The 22,724-nt window shown below is 37.5% G+C and carries 18 protein-coding genes; 2 read left to right on the top strand and 16 right to left on the bottom strand.

Annotation, left to right across the window (positions count from 1 at the left end; all coding sequences use genetic code 11):
* Window positions 1-22 precede the first annotated feature (22 nt).
* Complete coding sequence (locus IGI65_RS03860) at window positions 23-4,435, bottom strand: SpaA isopeptide-forming pilin-related protein (RefSeq protein WP_438773289.1); 4,413 nt, start codon at window positions 4,433-4,435, stop codon at window positions 23-25.
* A 590-nt stretch (window positions 4,436-5,025) separates the two neighbouring features.
* Here IGI65_RS03860 and IGI65_RS03855 point away from each other — a divergent pair.
* Window positions 5,026-6,588, top strand: coding sequence for a helix-turn-helix domain-containing protein (locus tag IGI65_RS03855; RefSeq protein WP_438773288.1), 1,563 nt, complete (start codon window positions 5,026-5,028; stop codon window positions 6,586-6,588).
* Between the two features lie 55 nt (window positions 6,589-6,643).
* Here IGI65_RS03855 and IGI65_RS03850 read toward each other — a convergent pair whose 3' ends face one another.
* The 15 genes from IGI65_RS03850 to IGI65_RS03780 all read right to left on the bottom strand — a co-directional run bounded on the left by IGI65_RS03850 (window position 6,644) and on the right by IGI65_RS03780 (window position 21,595).
* On the bottom strand, window positions 6,644-7,864 hold the full coding sequence (locus tag IGI65_RS03850) for a pilin N-terminal domain-containing protein (RefSeq protein WP_438773287.1): 1,221 nt from the start codon (window positions 7,862-7,864) through the stop codon (window positions 6,644-6,646).
* Window positions 7,865-8,076: 212 nt separating this feature from the next.
* Window positions 8,077-8,274, bottom strand: a complete 198-nt coding sequence (locus tag IGI65_RS03845) for a hypothetical protein (RefSeq protein ID WP_438773286.1) — start codon at window positions 8,272-8,274, stop codon at window positions 8,077-8,079.
* A 38-nt stretch (window positions 8,275-8,312) separates the two neighbouring features.
* Window positions 8,313-10,244: a Stk1 family PASTA domain-containing Ser/Thr kinase gene (pknB, locus tag IGI65_RS03840; protein ID WP_438773285.1), complete on the bottom strand. Its 1,932-nt coding sequence runs from the start codon at window positions 10,242-10,244 to the stop codon at window positions 8,313-8,315.
* Window positions 10,237-10,980 carry a Stp1/IreP family PP2C-type Ser/Thr phosphatase gene (locus IGI65_RS03835; protein WP_071865191.1) on the bottom strand — a complete coding sequence of 248 codons (744 nt, stop codon included), beginning with the start codon at window positions 10,978-10,980 and terminating at the stop codon, window positions 10,237-10,239. The genes pknB and IGI65_RS03835 overlap by 8 nt, the downstream gene beginning before the upstream one ends.
* A 9-nt stretch (window positions 10,981-10,989) precedes the next feature.
* Window positions 10,990-12,354 carry a 16S rRNA (cytosine(967)-C(5))-methyltransferase RsmB gene (gene rsmB / locus IGI65_RS03830; protein WP_412256786.1) on the bottom strand — a complete coding sequence of 455 codons (1,365 nt, stop codon included), beginning with the start codon at window positions 12,352-12,354 and terminating at the stop codon, window positions 10,990-10,992.
* The gene (gene fmt, locus IGI65_RS03825) at window positions 12,347-13,291 is read right to left on the bottom strand and encodes a methionyl-tRNA formyltransferase (RefSeq protein ID WP_438773284.1); all 945 of its coding nucleotides are present in this window, start codon (window positions 13,289-13,291) and stop codon (window positions 12,347-12,349) included. Before fmt ends, rsmB begins: the two co-directional genes overlap by 8 nt.
* A complete protein-coding gene (def, locus tag IGI65_RS03820; RefSeq protein WP_071865193.1) occupies window positions 13,284-13,775 on the bottom strand; it encodes a peptide deformylase in 492 nt (163 codons plus the stop codon). The genes fmt and def overlap by 8 nt, the downstream gene beginning before the upstream one ends.
* 72 nt (window positions 13,776-13,847) lie before the next feature.
* A complete protein-coding gene (gene priA / locus IGI65_RS03815) occupies window positions 13,848-16,253 on the bottom strand; it encodes a primosomal protein N' (protein WP_438773283.1) in 2,406 nt (801 codons plus the stop codon).
* Window positions 16,254-16,448: 195 nt separating this feature from the next.
* Window positions 16,449-16,754 carry a DNA-directed RNA polymerase subunit omega gene (rpoZ, locus tag IGI65_RS03810; RefSeq protein ID WP_071865195.1) on the bottom strand — a complete coding sequence of 102 codons (306 nt, stop codon included), beginning with the start codon at window positions 16,752-16,754 and terminating at the stop codon, window positions 16,449-16,451.
* A 5-nt stretch (window positions 16,755-16,759) separates the two neighbouring features.
* Window positions 16,760-17,374, bottom strand: coding sequence for a guanylate kinase (gene gmk / locus IGI65_RS03805; RefSeq protein WP_071865196.1), 615 nt, complete (start codon window positions 17,372-17,374; stop codon window positions 16,760-16,762).
* Between the two features lie 139 nt (window positions 17,375-17,513).
* Window positions 17,514-17,795 (bottom strand): hypothetical protein, encoded by a 282-nt coding sequence (locus IGI65_RS03800; RefSeq protein ID WP_071865197.1) that lies wholly within the window; start codon window positions 17,793-17,795, stop codon window positions 17,514-17,516.
* Window positions 17,796-17,833: 38 nt separating this feature from the next.
* On the bottom strand, window positions 17,834-18,718 hold the full coding sequence (locus IGI65_RS03795) for a YicC/YloC family endoribonuclease (protein WP_438773282.1): 885 nt from the start codon (window positions 18,716-18,718) through the stop codon (window positions 17,834-17,836).
* A gap of 8 nt (window positions 18,719-18,726) precedes the next feature.
* A complete protein-coding gene (locus IGI65_RS03790) occupies window positions 18,727-18,948 on the bottom strand; it encodes a YdbC family protein (RefSeq protein ID WP_412256778.1) in 222 nt (73 codons plus the stop codon).
* Window positions 18,949-19,036: 88 nt separating this feature from the next.
* Complete coding sequence (locus IGI65_RS03785) at window positions 19,037-20,710, bottom strand: patatin-like phospholipase family protein (RefSeq protein ID WP_438773281.1); 1,674 nt, start codon at window positions 20,708-20,710, stop codon at window positions 19,037-19,039.
* Window positions 20,711-20,881: 171 nt separating this feature from the next.
* Window positions 20,882-21,595: a class A sortase gene (locus tag IGI65_RS03780; RefSeq protein WP_071865201.1), complete on the bottom strand. Its 714-nt coding sequence runs from the start codon at window positions 21,593-21,595 to the stop codon at window positions 20,882-20,884.
* A gap of 336 nt (window positions 21,596-21,931) precedes the next feature.
* Between IGI65_RS03780 and IGI65_RS03775 the strand changes: the two genes are divergently transcribed.
* Entirely contained in the window at window positions 21,932-22,711 is a 780-nt protein-coding gene (locus IGI65_RS03775) for a hypothetical protein (RefSeq protein ID WP_438773280.1), read from the top strand.
* The last annotated feature ends 13 nt before the right edge of the window (window positions 22,712-22,724 follow it).

The raw sequence follows: 22,724 nt of genomic DNA, 5'->3' as shown, positions 1-22,724 counted from the left end.
AACCTTGTCATGTTGTTCGAGGCTAATTCTTCTTATCTACTTTCTTCTTATCTACAATGCGAATAGGCGTAGTGCCACAAACATAATAAACATTTGTAATATTCCGAATCGCAAAAATAGTTGCAATTCCCACTGAGAACATCTGGCGATTTTTTTGATTTTGGGCTTTGGTGGCAGCAATCGGATGATTTAAAATTTCAATCATAATTTGATTATTTTGACTTTCTTCAGCCAACTTTACAAAAGAGCGTTCATCCCCATTCACAAAACCGCCTAAATAGTCTAAGTTTGTGTTGTCACCACCAATAGAAACACTACCCGTATTAAAAATTGCCAGTGTAACCTTACTAATCATTTCCTGATAATCTTTAGGAGCTTGCAGTTCCTGTAGCTGATATGTGCCAATTGGTAAATCTTTCACTTCAAAACGGGCAGCTTCAGGTGCCGTAATCCCTGGTAAGTTATAGTTAATTGTGCCATCTTGACTTGCAAAATGCACCCGCCCACCGGTTAATGTATTGCCTTCGTTATCTTTATAAATTATCGTCAAATCAAACGGTTTTACTTCATTATAAACAGTAATTGCGATTTCATCATTTGTACCTGTCACTAAAAAATCATCGGTGTGAATAGGCCTAATTCCCTCGTTATCAAATGGGACTTCAAAATTAATCGGCTCTTTATTTAAATGAAAGCCATCAATTCTTGTTGCCACCAAGCGATATTTCCCTGCCGCTAAGTCTTTGACATTGGCCAGGCCGTGCTCATTGGTTTTAATTGCAGAGGTTATCGTCTCCCAACCCCTGCCGTTGTTTTTTTCCAAACGAAATTGAGAATTTCTAATTGGTGTAGTCGGGCCTTTAACTAAATTAACAATGTTTAAAGTATAATTTTGTTTTTGACTTGCAGAATGATTATCTACTGCTATTTTTTGGGTAACTTCTAATGTTTTTTGTTCATTGGCACTTACCCGCGTCTTACTAGTAGCCGTAGCACTTTCTCCTTTTACTTTAGTTTTATAGCGAATATATAGCGGATAGTCGACCTTGCGATTGAAAACAACTTGAAACCCATTTTGATAATCTGGTTGCGCATTGAGTTTCACATCATATCGACGCCGATTATTTTTTAATTTTTCTCCCGGAAAATATTCTCCAGCCACAATCGTTGGATGAAAGACCTCAACACTCGTTAAATCAACAGTTTGATTTTCTGTTGCAGCACTTTCAATCACCAGCTGTTCTAAAGTACGTCCTTGAGGATTAACCAATAGGTCCCATGTCACTGTACTGTCTTTAAGATTATAAAATCCTTCTTTACAAAAAAGCTGACTGCGATCTAATACATACTCCGCTTCACTTTTTTGAAAAATCTGTCCATCATAGCGAAATGAAAAATCGGAAAGAAAGCTATAACTACCATTATTTTCTTGTTCTATTTCCCCACTGCGATCAAATGTGGAAGAAACCTCGATACCAATACCAAAACAGCCGATTGCCTCATCCAAAACAACCTCTACTTCTTTATATAACCCATTATTTTGGCTTGAGACTGATTTTTTGTTCAGATGATACTGTGATTTATCTAAGAGTGTTTTCTTTGTATTGGCGTAAATCCCTTTGGCTTTACTATTTTCATCTGGCTGCAATTGGTAGATGCGAATTTGTTTTAAATCTTTTTCAGTAAAGTAATGATAGTCCTTAGGAGATGACATCGAGGTTTTGGTCTGATCCAATTCAATTGTGAAACTTTGACCTTTTTTCAAGTTATACCGCCTGGTATTGCCGTAATATTGCCAGTCAATTTGATTGCGACTCTCATTGTAATCCGCCTGACTCGCTACATTTTGGACAAAATTGGCATCACCAATAGTATAAGCCCCGGTGTTGGAAACATTGTGCTGATCTTGGGTTAAAGTCGCGTTTAAGTAAAAATTATTTCGACTTGCAGACATCGCTTTAATGTCTGTAACGCCTCCGGTTGCTGTTTGTACATAAATAGTAATTTTTTTAATTCCCATTTTCGTTTTTTCAGGAATAGTAATACAGATACCAGGTTTTTTACCCTGCCAAGCTGCGTTGGTGGCGACAAGCCCTCGAATGTTATCAAAACGTAAACTATATTCATCGTCTTTTAAATAACGATTTTTCCCCGCAGCATTGGTAGCGACAATAACTATGCCTTTATTAGCAGCCATTTGTTCATTGTCAGTAGCGTTATACGTCTGGGGAACCTCCCCTTTATTAAAGTAAAAACTCTGTCCCTTATGATCTGGTGTGAGGGAAAAATCAATGGCACCTGCGGCATTGATCACTTGCGCGTCTATTTGCCACAGCATCGTATGTTCCCAACTGTTAAATTGAAGGGGATTTACGTCAATTTCCATTTGTTTTTCACACACTACACTACTAGTTAGTCCTTGATCACTTACGGCTTTTGCCAGCACTTTTTGTTTTGTTGTCTCAGAAGATTCATAACAAATATAATAGCGACCATCAGTCAACTTAGTCTTAGGACTATTTTTAACAAAGTCAAAGAATTCTATTGTAACTGTTTTGTCGTCAACTTTACTAACTGAATAAAGACGTTCATCTAATTTGCGCCCCTTAATGCCATTTTCATCAAAAATTTTAATCGAATCGCTATTTAATTTACCGCTATTTACAGTCAGTGTAATCGTCTCAACTCCTGGGGTGCCCGTTGTGGTGATCGTCTTATTATTTTGGGCGTTGCGGTAATAGGTTGCCCGCCAAGAAAAAAGGTCTTCTACCTGACTATCATTAACTAAATGTAAACGGTGTTCTGGAACCGTCAAACTTTTTTCACTGCTGGCGCTCCCAGCATTTTTTGAACTACCGGTTACGCGATTACTCACATTATGAACTGGATGCATCACTCTTGTGAGAGTTGTCGTCTGGATGACTAATTTTTCAGCCACAGTTTGTAAAAATTGGAGTTGTGAACGATTTTGTTTTTCTTCCTCATTTATCAACTCATACTGCGGTACCTCAACTTCTCGTCCTTTTTCATCATAAGCTGTAATTTGAAATAATGGCAGTTGCTTATCTTTTAAGCGCTTTTGTAATTTTTGATTCATAAAGAAAAAATCAAAGCCATCAGCACTACTAGTTTCATCCTCTTGATAAGGCGGGGTAATATCTTCACTTGTCAAAGACAAGTCGCTAATCTTAGCGTAGTGACCGTCAACCATTTTAGGGGTAATTGTCGTCTCCCAAATAATTGGAACGCCCCCTAATTCTTCATCATAGACAAAAGCTTGATTTAATGGCGTTGTTTCTTCAATTTTAAAACTTAACTGCGTCGTTTGAATCTGTTGATGTCTTTGATAGGAACCGTCTTTTGCTAATAATAAATTTTCACTACCACTATCATCTTCTAAATCAATAGTCATCTCTAAAACAAGAGGTAAAATTAAATTTCCAGTCGAAAAAGCGTTCTGATTTAACGTCACTTCCCAAGTATGTTCCGCTTCACCTGTTTTTGCCGGAATGATTTTATAATAGCCATAATTAATATCTTTATTTTCTAAACGGATTGGCTGAATTAAATTTGATTTTTCAGGCAGCTTAAACCGTTTATCAATCCCAAACTGAAAAGTGTAACTCAACTGCGTAGCTTTACCATTTTGAGCTGATTGATTTTCTGCTTTTCCAATCGCTTGTGCTACAGCTTTGTGGTCAGTAAATTTTTTCATATCAAGTGATTGTTCTAAACGCAACTGAGTACCTGCATCCACTACTACTTGTGATTTAGTCGCTTTATAATCTTGCCAATTTCCTTGCTCTAAAACTTTTAACTGGCTCGCACTAATGGGGGTTACAGCTGCATTTTTTTCTAGTAATGGCTCTAACGCCACAATGGCAATTTTTTCAACTGGCGCTGCCGTCATTTCTAACACTTTGCCGACACTATGGAAATTTATTTCTTGTAATTGTCCCGTCTCTGCTTGAACGTGATAACCTAATAAACGGATACCCAGTCGATACGTCGGTTCTGCTGTTCGAATTTGCGTACGGAAAACAAGTTGATACGTTGTTTTTTCAGTAACTTTATTGGCTTTCTTTTCCATTACGCCAATTTCTGCTGAACTATTAGTTGTTCGATTGAATTTACTTTCAGGAAATTTGGTATTGGTAGCAGCCACTAGATTGTCGTCAATATCTACGACTTCAATGCCCAGTTTTGTTGGATCTGTATTCACATTTTTAGTAAAGTCGATCTGCCAATAAATACTGTTTTCTTTTTGATTCACAATATAATTATATGAAATATCCACTTCTTCGGTGGCAATAAAACGTTTATCCTGGTAATGATAAATTTCATCTGCTTTGGCGTTTACTCCTGTTAAAAGCAACAGGTAAGGTACCAATAGCAATGTGATGGCAACGAGTGATAAAATTTTTTCCTTTTTCATTAGCCTGTTCCTTTCTGCCAAACAAACTCTTTTGTAAAAGCCATTTTCAAAAAGTACACTTCTTCACTAGTTTAATTTTATCAAAAACTTATCTTTTAATCAAAATATAATATTACAGATAAAAAAATGTCTTTCTCACTATAAAAACTACCAAAAACAGTAAAATAACAGTTTTTAAAATAATATTTTCCATTAGAATTCGTCAAAAAACATAATTTTCAAAATGCTTTATAGCGAAAAAATTATCAATTTATCGCTATATTTTTTAGTTTTAAAAGAAAAACAAACGATTAGATACTCTAATTTGCTTCAACTTCCTCATTATATTTTGTACCTTTATAAAAAATAACATTCATTTTTTATTATCCCACAGATTGTCTTTTAATTCTCTCAATTAACCAACGTACAGTTTCATCTTTTTCTAATTTAAAATTTTGTTTTTTTAGATAAATTTTCCGCCACCAAACTATAAATATTGATATATAAACATTTTATGTAAAAATGCAGATGAGTATAAATTAAGTTATACTGTTTTATTTTTAATAATTTCATGATAAAATATGGATGAGAAAAATTTGGGAGGTGAAATAATGTTATTAAGTCCGTTAATTTTGGAAGATTCTGCGCGTCAAAAAATTAGTGTAATGGAATTTTTTTCAGATAAAGAAGCGGGAACCTACTCAATCAACTATTTGTGTTCGGAATTGAATTTATCTTACACAACGCTCAGTACTTTGACCCAAGAAATACATAACAATTTATTAGATTTAGCTAAAAAACCTTTTTTAACCACCAATGGAAAAATTGCCTGGGAGCCTAAAGACTATCACCATAATGAATACATACAGTATCTTGTTCGCACCTCGATTCCTTATAATTTTATTTTGTATTCTTTGACTAAACCTGAAGTCACCTTTGAAGAATTTTGCGATGATTTTTATTTAAGTCAGTCTACCATTTTACGTAAATTGCGACCTTTAAAAAAATATCTGGATTCGTTTAAAATTCGGTTACTCGCTTCAAAGATGAAAATAACTGGTAACGAAGCGATGATTCGCATGTTTTACACGACTTACTTATGGGCTGGAAATTTAGGACGCGACATTCATCTTAGCCAATTTGATTTTAAAGAAGAGCGGGAAATCATGCGCACCTTACATTTTGATCAGGCCGACTTTATGCATCCGCGGGAAATATTCTTACGCTTGGCTGTTAACCGCTTACGCGCTGAACAAAACTATCCCTTAGAATTACCGCAATTTAAAACATTGCCTTTTAGCGAGTTTCTACCAGCGCTGACCACTTATTGTGAAAAGTTTATTCCAGACGCTACACAAGCCTATATACAGGGGCGTTTTATTTCTTATATGCTGTACTTCACACCTTTTTATATTAATGTCGATGATTTTCGGATTAAAGAGCTGAACAATTATTACGAGGAACTAAAAGAGCGTGGCAGCAGTTTAATTGATTTAATAGAAGAATATGAACTCTTCTTTTTCTCCGAACTCGTTCCCAAAACTCATCCAGATTATGAAGAGTCATTTCTTTTACATATCAATTTATTTGTCACCTTAACCAACTACGTTATTCACCAAGGGGATTCACCTTTGATTATGGATATTACCCGCCACGAACACGAGCATGAACACGAGGCCTATCAAGAACTATTAAAGCGCAATAATGAATTTTTCCGACGGATTTGTCGCCGGAAAAATTTCTCCTGGTTGACTCCTTGTTGTGACGATTTGGTGGAAGATATCACGTACAATATTTTACCAACCTTTAAAAACTGTTATGATCATCAAATGTTAAACGTGGGAATTTTAAACATTCCTGATTACTTCATCATGCAAACTGTCAAAGAAGTACTAAAACAATTTGGTTTTGTCCAACTCTTTTTTACTAATTTTGATGATGGCAATATCGACTTTTTCATTAGTACTTTTAAAGAATTACTGCCTGATAATTTGGAAAAACCTGCTTTTATCGTGGAATTGGTGGAAAATAGTAATTATGAAAAAGAACTTTTTGCTGCCTTATGGCAAGCTTATCGGCAAAAGGTAATCAGAACTTCTCGCAATCACGACAGCATTTTGGCACAGACTAATTTATTAGAGGTCGAAAATGAAAAATCTTTATCTGAAGATTAAACTTATAACTAAAAAGTGCCAGAAACTAGCCGACAAACTAGCTTCTGGCACTTTTTTATTGCAATTTTCGTTTTCTTTTTTTGATTTGTTTTATAACAAATAGACTAACGATAATTAAAAAAAGAAAAATAAGTCCAATTTCAAAATTTAACTCGCCCTCACGCGCCTTTTGGGGAAGTTGTTTGGTTACAGTCGCAAGATTACTTAAACTAATTTTTTTAACGCGATTACGGGCCCGCTGTAAATGAAAAATCTTTGGACTCGCTCTTTGTAAAACAATTTCAGGGACTTTTCCATCCCGCATTTCACAAATTCCTTCGCCATTCACAGTGGCGGGTAAAAAATTGCCCTCTTTATCGGTCCAAGATGGCGGTATCACCACTTCAATATCTTGAATATTTCCGTCATAATCAAATCCTGGTACTGTTTTTACTTCTTCAAAATAATATGTTCCCGGTGGCAAGTCACGATGATTAGTGGTGATAAGTCCCGCTTCATTGGAGCTAAAACGTTCCAAACGCGTATCGGTTTTTGCTTCAGTTGCAAAAGACCACGAGTACCAAGTGTCAGCCAACTCATTTTTTTCTAAATATAAACGTTCATTTTCAGCATTTAATTTATATAAGATATATTCTACCCCAGCCAGTGGCATCTCGCTTTTTCCATCCCGCATTTTTCCGTAATTGAAAAAATAAGGGTGGCGCGAATAGTTTACCGTTTCAAGAAACAACTCAACAGTCGTACTTTTATTTGTTTTAGGATCAAAAACTTTTGGGGCGGCACTTTGTTCTTCAACTCCGTTAATTTCAGAACCCGCTTTGGCCTTCACTTCTAAAATCAAATAGAGCGGTTTAGTTTGTTGACCTTCTTGGGAAAGCTGAATTTCAGCTACACCATCCATCTTTAATTTTTTATTGTAGGTGGTTTGTCCCTTAGCCACAACTTTATACTTTTTTGCAGCTTCAAAAACATCTCGGCGTGTCGCATCTTGCCAATCAGATAAGTCAATTTCTTTTACTTTCTCATCTTCATTAACGGGTTGATGTAAATCATACACCACAAAATTGGCACCATTTTGCGGCAATGTCTGGCTGATAAATGTCTTTTTTTCTTCAGGGATGGTTAAATCATATGGTATTTTAGTGGTTATATCGGGAAAAACGCGCTTATGCAAATACAACGTCACTTCTTCTGTCGCATAGGCAGGTTTCATAAAGCCTAGCAGAGCAAATAAAAGCGCAATTCCCAGTAAAAATAAATTTTCCCGACCTTTCATCTTTCCACCCCCTAAAATTAAAATATCCTCATTTAAAGTATAGCATATTTTCAGCTAACGTCTATTTCCATCTTTTCTTTTTTAAACGTTCAAAAAGAATTGATCAGACTATCTTTAAAATTAAGCTTCTTTCACTAAATTTTTCCATTATTTAGCCATATAAAAAAGCCAAAGAAAAATTCATTAGAATTTTCTTTGGCTTTTTTATTTTATTACGGAACCTCGATATCTCCAGCTTTATCAACTGCTAGGCTATTTTCGTTGCCGTCATCTCGTTGGAAATAAAAAGTAGCACTTTCGCCTTTTTTAACCGTCACATCAATTGCTTCTTTGTGGGTATCATTCGGTGCTAAGGTAAAGTTGGCAACTTCTTTTTTCGTACCATTTTCATCGGTTAAATAAACTTTCACTTGTTGGTTTTCAGAGTCCGAACCGGTGTAATTGGCCGTTAAATTAACTTTAAAAGTTTGTGGCTCATCGCGCTTTTATCTGGACCCTTTGAAAGAATAACTTTGACTGTATTACCGATTTTAACTGTTTGACCAGCCCCAGGTTCTGTGCGAATGACTTGATCTTTTGCCACACTATCAGAAAATTCTTCTGCGGCTTCATACTCCAAGCCGTAATCTTTTAATGTGTTTTTGGCATCAATGTCTGATTTTCCAGCTAAATCTGGCAAAGTAATTTTGTCAGTTCCTAGGCTAACCGTCAACGTAATTTGCGTTTTATCAGGAATTGCTTCTGCACCTTCTTTTGGTGTTTGGGCAATAATTTGATTTTCCGGCGTAGTGTCACTATATGTCTCTTCTTTTTTAATCTGGCTTTCTTTGATTCCTTTTTCCATTAAATCATTGACAGCCTCGTTATACGTATAGCCGCTATAATTCACCATATTAACCGGTTCGACACCACGACTAACCGTTAAGACGACTTTTTGTGATTCAGGGGAAACTTTTTCTCCTTCTGCTGGATCTTGGGAAATGATTTTTCCTTCTGCAACATCATCACTATATTCCTCTTTGCGACTGATGTTACTTTCTTGGAAACCAAGATTTTTTAACGCTCTTAAGGCATCGTCGTAAGTTTCATCTGTGACATCTTTCATTTCAATCTTTTCTTTGCCGATACTTTCATAAATCGTGATTTCACTGTTTTCTTTGACCACATTACCAATGGCAGGATCTGTTTTTACCACCCGATCGGCTTCAACAGTTTCACTCGGAATTTTTTCTACCTTGCCAGGTTTTAGTCCGACTTGTTGCAGCTTTTCTTTTGCTGCCGCTACTGTCATTTCACTGACATCTGGCACTGTAACTTCTCCTCTGCCACCGGAAAAGAAAGCATAAGCTAATCCACCACATAATAATAAAAATAGAAAAATTGGTAGTAGCCACCATTTTCTTTTTTTCTTTTTAGGTTTTTCCGGTTTTGTTTCTTCTACAGGAGCTACTTCTTCTTTTTCTTCGACTTTTGTAATCAGCTCTTCTGGAATTGGTGTTAACGCTTTGGTGGCGTCATCCATGACATGTGGTTGCCAACGCGGTTCATTTAATCGTTCCGGATCTAGCACCGTCGCTAGGTCTTCACGCATTTCATCTGCTGTTTTATAGCGGTCAGCTGGATTTTTGGCCGTCGCATGTAAAACAACATTTTCCAAAGACTGAGGTAAGTTATGATCGAAAGTGCGAATGGAAGGCATTTCTTCTTGGAAATGTTTCAAAGCAATTGTCACTGCCGACTCGCCATCAAATGGAACGCGTCCAGTCAACATTTCATATAAAATAATCCCAATCGCGTAAATATCCGATTGATTAGTCGCCATACTTCCTCTTGCTTGTTCTGGAGAAAGATAATGGACGGAACCTAACATGGTGTTAGTTTGTGTGATAGAAGTTTCCGTTAAGGCAATGGCAATCCCAAAGTCAGCGATTTTCACCACACCATCTTCATTAATCAAAATATTTTGCGGTTTTAAATCACGATGAATAATCCGGTGTTGGTGGGCTAATGCAATTGCGCTTAAAATTTGTTGCATAATTTCCACTACTGTCAAATACGGAATCGGATAATTTTTCTTAATGTATTGTTTTAAATCCATCCCTTTGACATATTCCATCACCAAATATTGCATGCCGTCTTCTTCGCCGACATCATAAACGGTAACAATGTTAGGATGAACAAGTTCTGTTGAAGCTAACGCTTCCCGTTGAAAACGGCGAATCGCATCTTGGTCGTTTTGAAAGTCAAAACGTAAAATTTTAATCGCTACTTCCCGATCCAAAATCAAATCTTGGGCTAAAAATACATTAGCCATGCCGCCACTACCAATGTTACCAATAATCAAGTAGCGTCCGCTTAATTTTTTACCAATTTCAATCATGGGCAGTGCCTCCAATTTCAATTAGTAAAACTGTAATATTGTCCGCACCACCGGCATCATTGGCACCAGAAATTAACTTTTGTACTTTTTCATCTAAAGAAATCGGCTCATCGATAATCCATTTAATGACATCATCAGTTAACATATTGGTTAAACCATCAGAAGCTAACAACAAATAATCACCGTCTTTATAAAAATGACTGGCAATATCAACTTCTACTAAGCCAGGCATCCCAACAGAACGCGTTAATACGTTGCGACGAGGATGGACCGCGGCCATCTCTTGGGTAATTTCACCTGAACGTACCAACTCATTTACTAATGAGTGATCTTCTGTTAACTGGGTGATTTCATGGTCTCGCACCAAATACATGCGACTATCTCCTACATGGGCTAACGCAAATTCTTCAGCAAAAACGGCAACACACACAATTGTCGTCCCCATACCTTGTAGTTCTGGTTTTTCTTGTCCCAATTCATAAACTGCATCATTAGCGGCTTGAATCGCTGTAACAAACCACGAACACGCTTTTTCTGGCGAATCAATTGCCGTTTCTTGCCATTTTGCTCCAATGCCTTCTACCGCCATTTTACTTGCAACGTCACCGGCTTGATGCCCGCCCATGCCATCGGCTAAAATTGCTAATGTAATAGCAGCTTGATTTTTAAAAACGGCGACATAGTCTTGATTGCTATTACGCTTTTTGCCTACATCCGTTTGAAAACTAATCTGCATTTTGCCACCTCATTTTTCCTTTTTCAGACAACTAATAAAAAAGCCGTCGGTCATAAAGTCCTGTGGATATAATGTCAACATCTCATCTACTAGTTTACTTGTGATTAATTCATTTGCAACCACTGGCACCAATTTAAAGTCTGGATGATCTTGTAAAAAGCTTTCTACCACATCTTGATTTTCTTCTTTTAAAATCGTACACGTACTGTAAATGAGTAAGCCACCAGGTTTTAATGTTTGTGCCACACTGTCGAGAATTTCTCTTTGAATCGTCGGCAAACGAGTAAAATCACTGGCTTGTTTTTGATACTTAATATCTGGTTTGCGCCGCATTAATCCTAAACCTGAACAAGGAGCATCCACTAAGATACGATCAAAAGAAGCCGGCGCAAATTCCTCATGCGCTTCTCTTGCATCTAATTGTTGCGTAGTGACTACATCTTCTACTCTTAGACGAGCAGCGTTTTCTTTAATAAGTTGGACTTTTTGTTGATGAATATCTAGTGCGGTGACTTTCCCACCGGCTGCTGCATCAAGAAAAGTCGCAATGTGGGTTGTTTTTCCACCAGGAGCTGCACAGGCATCTAACACTTTCATTCCTTTTTCAACTTGCAAGGCTGGTGCCACTAACATCGAACTTTCGTCTTGGACTGTTAATACACCATAACGGAAAAGCTGGCTACCAGCTAAAAAGCCTTTTTTTGCAACAATCCCAAAAGGTGAGACGATACTTTTTTCGGCTTCTATCCCATCTTCTGATAAAGTCGCAATCGCCTCTTCGCGGGTTACACTTTGCAAGTCCACCCGCGCTGAAACATGACTGACTTCAAAAAGAGACAAGCCAAGTTTTAGAGTTTGTTCGCTACCAATTTGTTGCACAAATTTTTCTGTCAACCAGACAGGCATACTAATTTCTGTTGCCAAACGTTCCAGCGGATCCGCAATTTCTGTAACCGCTGGGACACCTTTTCGTTGTACGTTGCGCAAAACGCCATTGACGAATTTGCCAATTCCGATATTTCCTCTAACTTTGGCGATTTCTGTCGCTTCATTTAAAATTGCATGAGCGGGTACTTTATCCAAATAAAGCAGTTGAAATAAAGAAAGGCGTAACAACAAGCGGACCCACGTATCAACTTTTTTTGCCCCTTTTAAAAATGGTGACAAATAATAATCAAGTAATAGCTGACGAGAAATCGTGCCGTACACCAGACCGGTTAAAAGGCGAGCATCTTTATCAGAAAGCTGACCTTTTAAAATAGCATCATTAATTAATAGATTGGAATACGCGCCGCCTTTTTCCACTCGTTCTAGCGCGTGTAATGCAACATAACGGACCGATTTTTTCATAGATTTGGGTATTTTATTACTCACCTAATTTTTCTCCTTGTACTACGTTTTGTCCTACCCCATTTAAAAAGGCTTGAATTTCTTGTTTGCCTTTTCCGGCAGGTTGTAATTCTTTAAGCGCTAAAACAGTCTGTTGACCACAAGCAACAAGTAACTCGTGTTTATCTTTTTTGATAATCGTTCCAGGTGTTGCATCTGTCGTTTCAGCTAGTGGGGTCACATCCCAAATTTTAAAACGGACACCACGATACGTTGTAAAAGCAATCGGCCACGGGCGCATGCCCCGCACTTGATTATCAATTTGAACAGCCGTTTTTTGCCAATCAATCGCTTCTTGTTCCCGAGTAATATTGGGTGAGAAAGTCACTTTGGCTTCATCTTGCGGTGTTTTTTCTAGCGCACCATTAATTAATGCTGGTAGAGTATCTAATAGCAACTCTTTTCCCAGTAAGCTCAATTTTTCAAACATGGTACCAACATCATCCGTTTTTGTAATTGGAATTTCTGCTTGGTTATATATAGCACCGGCGTCCATTTTTTTAATCATTTCCATAATCGTAACACCTGTTTTGTCCTCGCCATTCATAATGGCATAATGAACAGGAGCGCCACCGCGATATTTTGGTAATAATGAAGCGTGGACGTTAATGGCCCCAAGTCGCGGAATTTGTAGTAATTTTTCTGGTAAAAACTGACCAAACGCCGCTGTCACAATTAAATCTGGCGCAAGTTCCGCAATTTTTGCCATTTCAGGTGAGCCGCTAATTTTTTCTGGTTGTAAAACTAATAAATCATGTTTTAAAGCTGCAACTTTTACCGGTGGTGGTGTGATTACGCGTTTACGTCCGACTGGTCGATCTGGTTGGGTTACTACAGCTTGAACCTGATAGCCGGCTTCTAATAATCCTTCTAAAATCGGAACTGAAAAAGCAGGTGTTCCCATAAAAACTATTTTAGTCATCTTCATGCGCCTCCATATATGCTTCTAAGTCTTCTTCTTTAATGTAATCAATAACTTTATCGGTAAATAAGATGCCGTGTAAATGGTCGATTTCATGTTGAATCGCCCGTGAAAGATAGCCATCTGCTTCTACTTCCAACTCGTCACCTTCCCGATCATAAAACCGAACTGTAATCAAATCCGCTCTTTTGACGGTACCATAGACATGTGGGATACTCAAACACCCTTCAACATCAATTGTACTGCCTTTTTGGGCAATAATTTTGGGATTAATCATTTCAAAGCGTTCTGCTTCTTCTAATTCAACAATCGCCACTTGCAGATTTTTTCCTATTTGAGGGGCTGCGATACCGATGCCATCATGCACCACCATGGTTTCATGCATTTTGTCTAACATCATCACCAAATCATCGGTAATTTCTGAGACTGCTTTATTTTCTTGACGTAAGCGGCGGTCTGGGTCTAATAAAATTGGATAAGGCATATTTACTCCTAACTTTTCTTGTAGTGTTTGAAGCCAAAAAATTAACTTAAAACAAGCTACTGGCAATGGCAACTAAATAAAATTCAAAGGTTCATTATCAATGGACACATAAAGTCCTTTACGTTGATCAATTTGACTTTCGGTTAAAATTTGCGCTAGCAATGGTTTTAAAGCCGGTTCATGTTTATACTTAATAATAATTTGGTAATAATACCGATTTTTAATTCGCATGATTGCACTTGGTGTAGGCCCTAGCAGTAAAGCAGTCGGGCTTAATGTCGTTTGTAGCTGGCGTGCTAATTGAAAACTCTTTTGAGCTGCTTGTCTTTCTGTTTCATGACTTACTGTTAATTTAACGGTGAAATAATATGGCGGATAACCTGCCTCATGACGCATTTTCATCTCTTGGTGGTAAAAACGTTCATAGTCTTGGGACTTGGTTAAAGCAATCGCGTAATGTTCTGGATTAAACGTTTGAATAACTACTTCTCCTGTTTTTTGTCCGCGCCCAGCCCGTCCACTCACTTGCGTCAACAACTGAAAAGTACGCTCACTGGAACGAAAATCGGGTAAATTTAGCGCTGTATCAGCATTTAGGACCCCTACTAAGGTAATGTCAGGAAAATCCAGTCCTTTCGCAATCATTTGTGTCCCCAATAAAATATCCGCTTTCTTTTCTCCAAAAGCCGTTAGAATTTTTTCATGGGCCCCTTTTTTACGAGTCGTATCAACATCCATTCGTAAAATACGGGCCGTTGGTAATAATTCTTTTAATTCTGCCTCGACTTTTTGGGTACCTGTACCATAATAACTAATCTTTTTACTCCCGCATTCTGGACATTTTTGCGGAATCTTTTCTTCATGGCCACAATAATGACAACGCATCGTTTTGGTATCCATGTGTAAAGTCAATGAAATATCACAATTAGGACAATCCAATACATAACCACAATGACGACACATCATAAAAGAAGAGTAGCCCCGCCGATTTAATAGTAAGACGATTTGTTCGCCTTTTACTAAGCGGTCGCGCATTTTTTCTTGGAGGCTTTTAGAAAATGAAGTCATATTTCCTTGGCTATATTCATCTTTTAAATCAACAATTTCAACTGTTGGCAACTGCGCGTTGGGATTAGCACGTTGATTTAACGGCAAAAGCGTATAAACGTTTTTTTGCGCCCGCGCCCGTGACTCTAAAGAAGGCGTTGCACTACCTAAAACAATCGGGCAATGATGGTAACGACTACGCCAAATAGCTAAGTCCCGTGCGTGATAACGAGGGGCTTCTTCTTGTTTATAAGTCGCCTCGTGTTCTTCATCGACAATAATTAAACCGATATTTTCTAATGGGGCAAAAATCGCAGAGCGAGCACCTACCACAACTTGCGCTTCTCCTCTTTCGATTTTACGCCATTCATCATAACGTTCTCCTTTTGACAGACCGCTATGTAAAACCGCTACCGCATCACCTAAGCGACTTTTAAACCGTTCGACCATTTGCGGTGTTAGGGCAATTTCAGGCACTAACATCATCGCGGTTTTATTATCGGTTAAAACTTGCTGAATAGCTTGTAAATAGACTTCTGTTTTACCACTACCGGTAATTCCTTCTAATAAAAAGGTCTGGGCTTTTTGTTGTTGGTAAGCTGCTAGAATTTTAGCAACTGCTGCGGCTTGTTCTTCATTTAAGACAAAATTGGTGGTGGTTTCAAATTCATGTTCCGCAAAGGGATCGCGATAAGTTTCCGTTTCAAAAAGTTCGAGCCAGCCATCTTTTGCCCCTTGATTCAAGTGAGCGGTGGTAATGCCCAATTCAGTAAAATACTTTACCGGTAAGGCTTCTTTTTGTTGGACCAAAATTTCTAACAACTGCGCTTTGCGTAACGCTCCTTTGCGCAAAGTATCGCGGATTTGCGCTACTTTATCTTCAGTCATTAAAGAGTTGACCATCCGGATAGTTTTCACCCGATTTTTATTATGAACTTCATAACGAATATCGACTAACTTTTCTTGGCGTAACTTCATTAATTGGGGTAACACGCCATTTTTTTGCGCTTCATCATAATCAAGCTCACCATTTGCTGGAAAATAGTCTGCGGCTACGCTTTTTTCATCCATCAATAAAATCGTCTTTTTGTATTCTGCTTTCATCACACTTGGGAGCATTGTTTGCAGGCAGGTAATTTTAAAAGCATAGGTTGTTTCTTTCATATAGTCAGCTAAAGCGAGTAATTCTTCGTTTAAAACAGGGGCAATATCTAAAACGCGAATGAGTGATTTTAAACGTGGGTCTAGGGTGGTGGTTTCACTTAAACCGACTACAAACCCTTGGATATGTCGATTACCATTACCAAAAGGGACTTCAACACGCATCCCTTTTTTTACCAAAGATTGCAAGTTTTCCGGAATCAAGTAGGTAAATGGCTGATCGGTTTGCATTGTCGGCACATCGACAATAACTTCTGCTAGAGGATACATGTTTCCCCCTCCTTCTTCGCTATATTCTACTAAAAATAAGAAATTTTGTCTGTTAAACAAAGGAAATTTTAAAATTATCTATTTTGAACTAAAATGAAACTGACAAAAAATGTGGCACATTGTGATAAATCACAACATGCCACATCTTGACTATAACTGGTTCAAAATCTGATTTTGGCTAAAATCAGTTTTATTTTATAGGTTTTGTTCTTCTCTGATTCGCGCTTCTAGTTCTTGTTGTTCACGTTTTTGAACCGCTTTGTTTTCTTCTTGTTCCATTTTTAAACGTGCCCGTTTGATTTCAGGATGCGGATCATTAATTAATGTTTCAGCATCGATTTCTTCTAACGCACGACCGACATTTTTGACAGAATCAAATTGATCTAATGTTGGTTTAGCACCAGCATCTAATTCATGAGCCCGTTTAGCGGATAAGATAACTAAAGAATATTTTGAATTTACTCGGTCTAACAATGAGTCAATAGATGGGCGTAGCATCATTTTAACTACATCTCCTTTAACATTTTAATATATTTGCCGATCACACGATCGACTCTGAAGTGTTCACTTGCAATAATATCTTTGATGCGCTCCACGGCAAGAGGAACTTCATCATTCACTACCGCATAGTCATAAAGTGCCATCATCTCGATTTCTTCTCTGGCAACTTTCATTCGTTCTTCGATAATTTCAGCGGCATCTGTTCCGCGACCAACAATACGGGATTTTAGTTCTTGCAAATCCGGCGGTGTTAGGAAAATAAAAACGCCGTCAGGTACTTTTTCTTTTACTTGGCGGGCTCCTTGGACCTCAATTTCAAGAAAGACATCTTTGCCTTCATCTAATGTTTTATCCACATAAGAAAGTGGCGTACCATAGTAGTTGCCGACATATTCAGCATACTCCAACATCTGCCCAGCTTCGATTAGTTCTTCAAATTCTTCTCTGGTCCGAAAATAGTAATCGACCCCATCAACTTCTCCTTCGCGCATTGGACGGGTGGTCATCGAAATCGAATATTGAAAGTCATTATCATCACTTTCAAAAATCGCTTTACGCACAGTCCCTTTACCAACACCTGAAGGCCCTGATAATACAATTAATAAGCCTCGCTCTGACATACTGACGTCCTTTCACTTCTTGTTTGCTGGTCAACATTTTAACTTAAAATTTAACAGTGATTCTATTATAGATGCAAATGTCTAAAATTGCTACCTTTGAATGAAGAAAAAAAGATTGTCTTATAAACTTCAACTGTGGCTAAAAGCCCATATTAGATAATGTATTAACAATCGTTGTAAATTCATCTTTACGTTTTTGATTTGTATCGACTGGGTCTGCTACTTCTTCAACATCTGTTCTAGTGATAAATTTTCGTTCTAAAATGACATTTGTTTCATTGACCATTAGAAATAATTGATCGGCTGTAATTTTGACACAAGCATCTTCCCATGCGGCAAAAGGTGCCTTTTCAGAAGGAACCGCCCGTTTAATTACCGCCCGTCCTGATACTTCATGAAACGTAATATCGTAATATTTCATTTTACTCCATCCTTTCTAACAACCAAGTTTGTGCTACTTTATTCTACATTTTGCACTTGTTCACGAATTTTTTCAACGATTGTCTTCATTTGGACGACAAACTCCTTGATTTCAATCGCATTACTTTTAGAACCGATTGTATTTATTTCACGATTTATTTCCTGAATCAGAAAATCCAATTCCCGTCCCACCGCAGAATTTTTTTGTAAAATACTGGCAAATGTTTTTAAATGAATGAAAAGACGATCCAATTCCTCATTGATGTCACCCCGCTCAATCAAAAGCGCCATTTCAGTCAGGAGACGTTCTTGATCTACTTGCGTCCCAAGGTAGTCTTGCAATTTTTGTTCAAAACGTTCTTTAAAAGTTTGCTCAAAAGTCGTATTGAATTTTTTTAATTGTGTCAATTGTTCTAAAAGCGCCTGTTCATTTTCTGTTAAGACCGCTAAAATCCCACTACCTTCTTGACTTCTGCTTTTGTTTAAAGCTAACGTCGCTTCACTGACTGCCTTTGTCACAAGAGTTTCCAATTGACTAGTGTCACTTTTTTCTTGTTTTACTTCGACATAATCTGGCACAGTGACAATTTGTTCTAAAACATTCGCAACAGCAAGCTCTGTTTCACCATAGCGGGCTACAGCTTCTCTTTTTAATTCGGTAACTAGCTTGTCTACTAGCGGCCAGTGGATTACCACCTCTTTATTGGTATCAGCCAATTCATTAATGGTCACAAATACTTCAACGCGTCCTCTTTGGACCGTTTTTTTTATAGTTTGTCGAATCTTATTTTCCAACTCGTTAATTTGTTTTGGATTGCGAATTTGTAAATCCAAAAAACGATGATTCACACTTTTTATCTCGACTTCCACTTGATAATCACTATTTTCAGCGCTTGCCTTACCAAAACCGGTCATACTCTTCATCTGCTCACCTACTCCATCTCTTTTAAGGCTTTTTGTAATGCCGCAAATTCTTCGTTACTCAGTGTGATGCCTTTGCCCATTTTTTCATGATCTGGACCCCAATCTCTTAAGTCAAACTTAGGCGGACGACCATTCCAACTGACAATATTCAGTTCTTTGCGCCACCCTTTGTCATTTTCTGATAAAACAGCTATTTCTTCTAAAATTTCATATGAAAATTCTTGTGCCATGCTTTTACCTCCAATTAGTTGCTTTTAATCAGCTATTTTTCTAAATAATGCAATTGTCTTTTACTTAAATAAATACGCTATTTTGGCTTCACTTTGTTTCTGTTTGCCACAAAAATTTACTAAACTCAGCTGCGACAAGACTCACAGCAAAATTTTCCCATAAAATTTGTGGCACTGTAAAAGATAATTGACTAACTTGTAAAAAAGAAAAGAAAAGACGCGCATCAGACCACGCGAAAAGACGTTTTCGGTATAAGTTTAACCACTCTGCTACGGATAATGTAGCATTCAGCTCTTCTTTGTGTCCGCGACTAACTTCTTTTACTTGGGTAATAAACTCTTTTTTAGTAAAGATTTCTGTTGGCAAAATATCCGCCCAAACACCGCTTAATTCAACCAGCGCCAGCCCTGCAACTTCAAATGCCACTTCTTTACCATAAGTATGGCGCAGTTTGCGCCAAAAAGCCTGCGATTTAATTAATTGCCATAAAGGATGTTGCTGTTGTCGTAATTGCTGGCAAAATTTACGCCAATAAATATTAAAGTCTGCTGTTTCTTCTGGTATAAAAGTATACCAAAAACCTAGATAGCGGTTAAAATACTTCATTGTCTCCAAATATCCTAAGCGTAAATTGGTTTTCGAGCGCCCAGGATCAAAAACCAAAAAACTTCCCAATGTCCAAGGTGAGCTTAGAGGTAGCTGCACGACATTTTTGGGTAGACGATATTTTTTGGTCAATCCGGGACCTTTGACATCGACTACAATACATTCAGTAGCGCCCTTTTTTACCGCCACATCAACAGGGACATTGTTGCGATAACCACCATCAATATAGAGTTTCCCAGCAATTTCTGTCGCTTTCATTGCCGGATAAAAAGAAGCCGAGGCACTCAACCACGAAATGGCAGTTGCTAAATCCTCTTTTTGAAAATGATAGATTTCTTCACTAAAATCTGGTAGCCGCGTGCTGCACACGTATAATGACACTGGACTTTGCAACATTTTTTCACCATCAAATGTCTGCGTCATTATTTGTTGGAGTGGCTTAGTACTGGCCCCATTTTCTTTTAAAGCTGTCATCGTCAAAGAACGAATTTGACGTAACAATAAGCGCAAAGCGTGATTATCTGCCGCAGCAGCGGGAAATTGCAATACTTGATCGGTACTTAAATTTTCCCATAACTTACGTGCAGCCTTTTGATCATTTAATAAAATAAGGCCACCATTTAGGGCTCCGACAGAAGTGCCAGTGACGATTGAAAAGTTAATCTTCAATTCTTGCAAAGCTTGCCAAACGCCAATTTGATAAGCTCCCCTTGCACCACCGCCGCCCAATACGAGTGCGGTGTGATAGTGACACCTGCGACTAAAACTGTCTCCTGCCTTTTGAAAAGCATTGTTTAACAGCCAATCACAAAGTGCCGTTGTTTTATTTTGAGAGCTAAATTCAAAGCGCAAGCCTGAAAAGAAATGCTGGCGACAAAAATTATCCAGTAGTTGTAGCATTTGTTTTTGACGAATATTGAGATCGTAATATAAAAAATTTTCCAGTACAAAAAAATTATCTGCTGCTAGTTTCCCAGCTAGATAAAGCGTCGTCTCCTCTTCATTGATCTGCCAGACTTGTTGGCTAATAATTGCCTTTAACATCACCTTTTGAGCTTTGGTATTACTGTTAAAAAAGGGCAGCCACTGCTGACTATTTTGAAAAGTCAATTTTGTTCCGATAAAATGAGAAGGATAGATTTTTGTAATGCGCACTTTTTCACCTCGTATCAGTAGCCTATACTTTTTTATCAGCTTAATTCCAGTATAACAAAACTTCCTCTGTCTTCTCGTTTTAAAACTAGTATTATATGCTACTTTTCATAAAAAACAGACCATAAGTATTCTAGCCTTTCGTTGGCTGAAATGACTTATGGTCTGATAGCATTAATACGTTTTTGATTGCAATAAAAAGGCATCCCGCATTTCTTTTGTCGCCTCATTTACTGGTGTTACTTCTTTTAACTCTCCTTGCACAATCGTCCGCGTGATCCCTTCAATTTCGCCACACGTAATCAAGGTCACCAATTTTTTTCCTTTGATGACATCTAAATATTGGACCTCTGTTGGTTGTACTCTGACAATAATTTTCGTTTCATAAGTGTAAATATTTTTTAAGTCGGTTAAATAAATCAAATCCCCTTTTTTGACCCGCTCTAATGGCGTAAAGAGCAGATCTGGTTCATAAGCGCGATGTGAAGCTAAAGCGTAATTACCTTCTCCCATTTTTTGATTGGGTTCTAAAGTGCCTGCTCCCCACAATAATGCTTCATTGGCCAAACCTTTAAAAATAGGCAGATTAATCCCCACTTTAGGAACCGCAACACCACCGATTGTCGGCAAATCCCGATTAGTGAATTGCGCTTTAAAAACCGCTTGGCTGCTGGAGGGAACAACCGCATCAAAATCAAAAGAAGCCGGCTTTTTTTGATTTTTTTCAATTTCAGCTGCTGTTACTTCTGAAACAGCATACTTTTCACTATTTTTCTCAATTAAAAAATTTTTGATCTGATTGTTAAACGTTAAGCCGAGTCCGACGAGTAGTAATAATAACAACATTATGTTAATGAGCCAGTTTTTAAAACGCGACTTTTTTTTCATGTTATTTTCTCCTTGATTTCAAAAATTTTCTTATCCATTTTCCAGTGCAACTTTTATCTTTTTATTTCATTATCAAAATTTTTTTAAAAAAAATCGTTTTCTATAGTCATTTTAGCATATTTTAGCATTGTTTTATACTTTCCCACACGTTTCAATAAACCCACCATAAAAAATAGCCGATTTAGCTTCTTTTATGCCGAAAATTATTACAATTGGTTTGAGATAATTGCAAAAATGTGTTCTTGTTGTAACATAATTTTAAAAGAAAAGATACAAGCATTTTCGCAGCGTTTATTGTAAAATAACTTAAAGTGGGATAAAGGAGGATTGGGAAAAATGCCGGAAATGGTCTATGTACATATTGATACAACAAGCAATGCGATTTTAGCCCGGGGAATTAGCCCGGCGGATTTTGTTCATGGCATTGTTCATTATCCAAGTAACTTACTGCTTTTAGACCCTTCCTCAAATTATGGCGAATTTGAAGCTCATACCGGTATGAAAATTATTCGAGGAAATGAAAAAGTCGATCGTTTTTTTGATGAAGTTCGCAAAGATCGAATTAACGAAGATTTAAAATGGATTGATTTTAGTGACGCTGCGATGTTAAAAGAATTGACCCCTTTAGAAATCTCAGAGTTATTGTATTTCGGTCATATGAAAACGCATTTACACTCGCCATTTTTTTATAAGTTACAAAATAATTTTGTCTTTTTTGATTTACAAGATGGCCTAACCCGAGTGTATTATCGTTACCTCGATGAGTTTTATCGCATTTTAGCAGATAAAATCACACAATCTGCTTTAGGTAAATTGAATGATCGTCGTAGCTTTTTTAGAAAAACCACACCTGTTGAAAAATTGGACTTAGCCCTTTTAAAAGAGATGAAGGCTCTTTTTCAAGAAGGAATTATTTTTTGTCTGAAAAATAGCGAAATAGTAAATAAAGAATTTCATCTGCCCATTTATTTAGTAGAAGAAAGTGGCTTACGCCAAAGCGTAACTTTAGGCTATGATAAACCAGAAATGCTCGTTGCCACGCTTATCTACAATAAAGCAGAGCGACGCTGGCATGTAGAATATGAAGATAACGATTTATTATTTATGCCAAATTAAAAGAGCTGTGACA

It is taken from the genome of Enterococcus sp. DIV0755b (genome assembly GCF_051713765.1).
In the GTDB taxonomy this organism is placed as follows: Bacteria; Bacillota; Bacilli; order Lactobacillales; family Enterococcaceae; genus Enterococcus_C; species Enterococcus_C canintestini.
The sequence above is the reverse complement of the archived record's forward strand: the minus strand, read 5'-3'. Positions and strand labels throughout refer to the sequence as shown.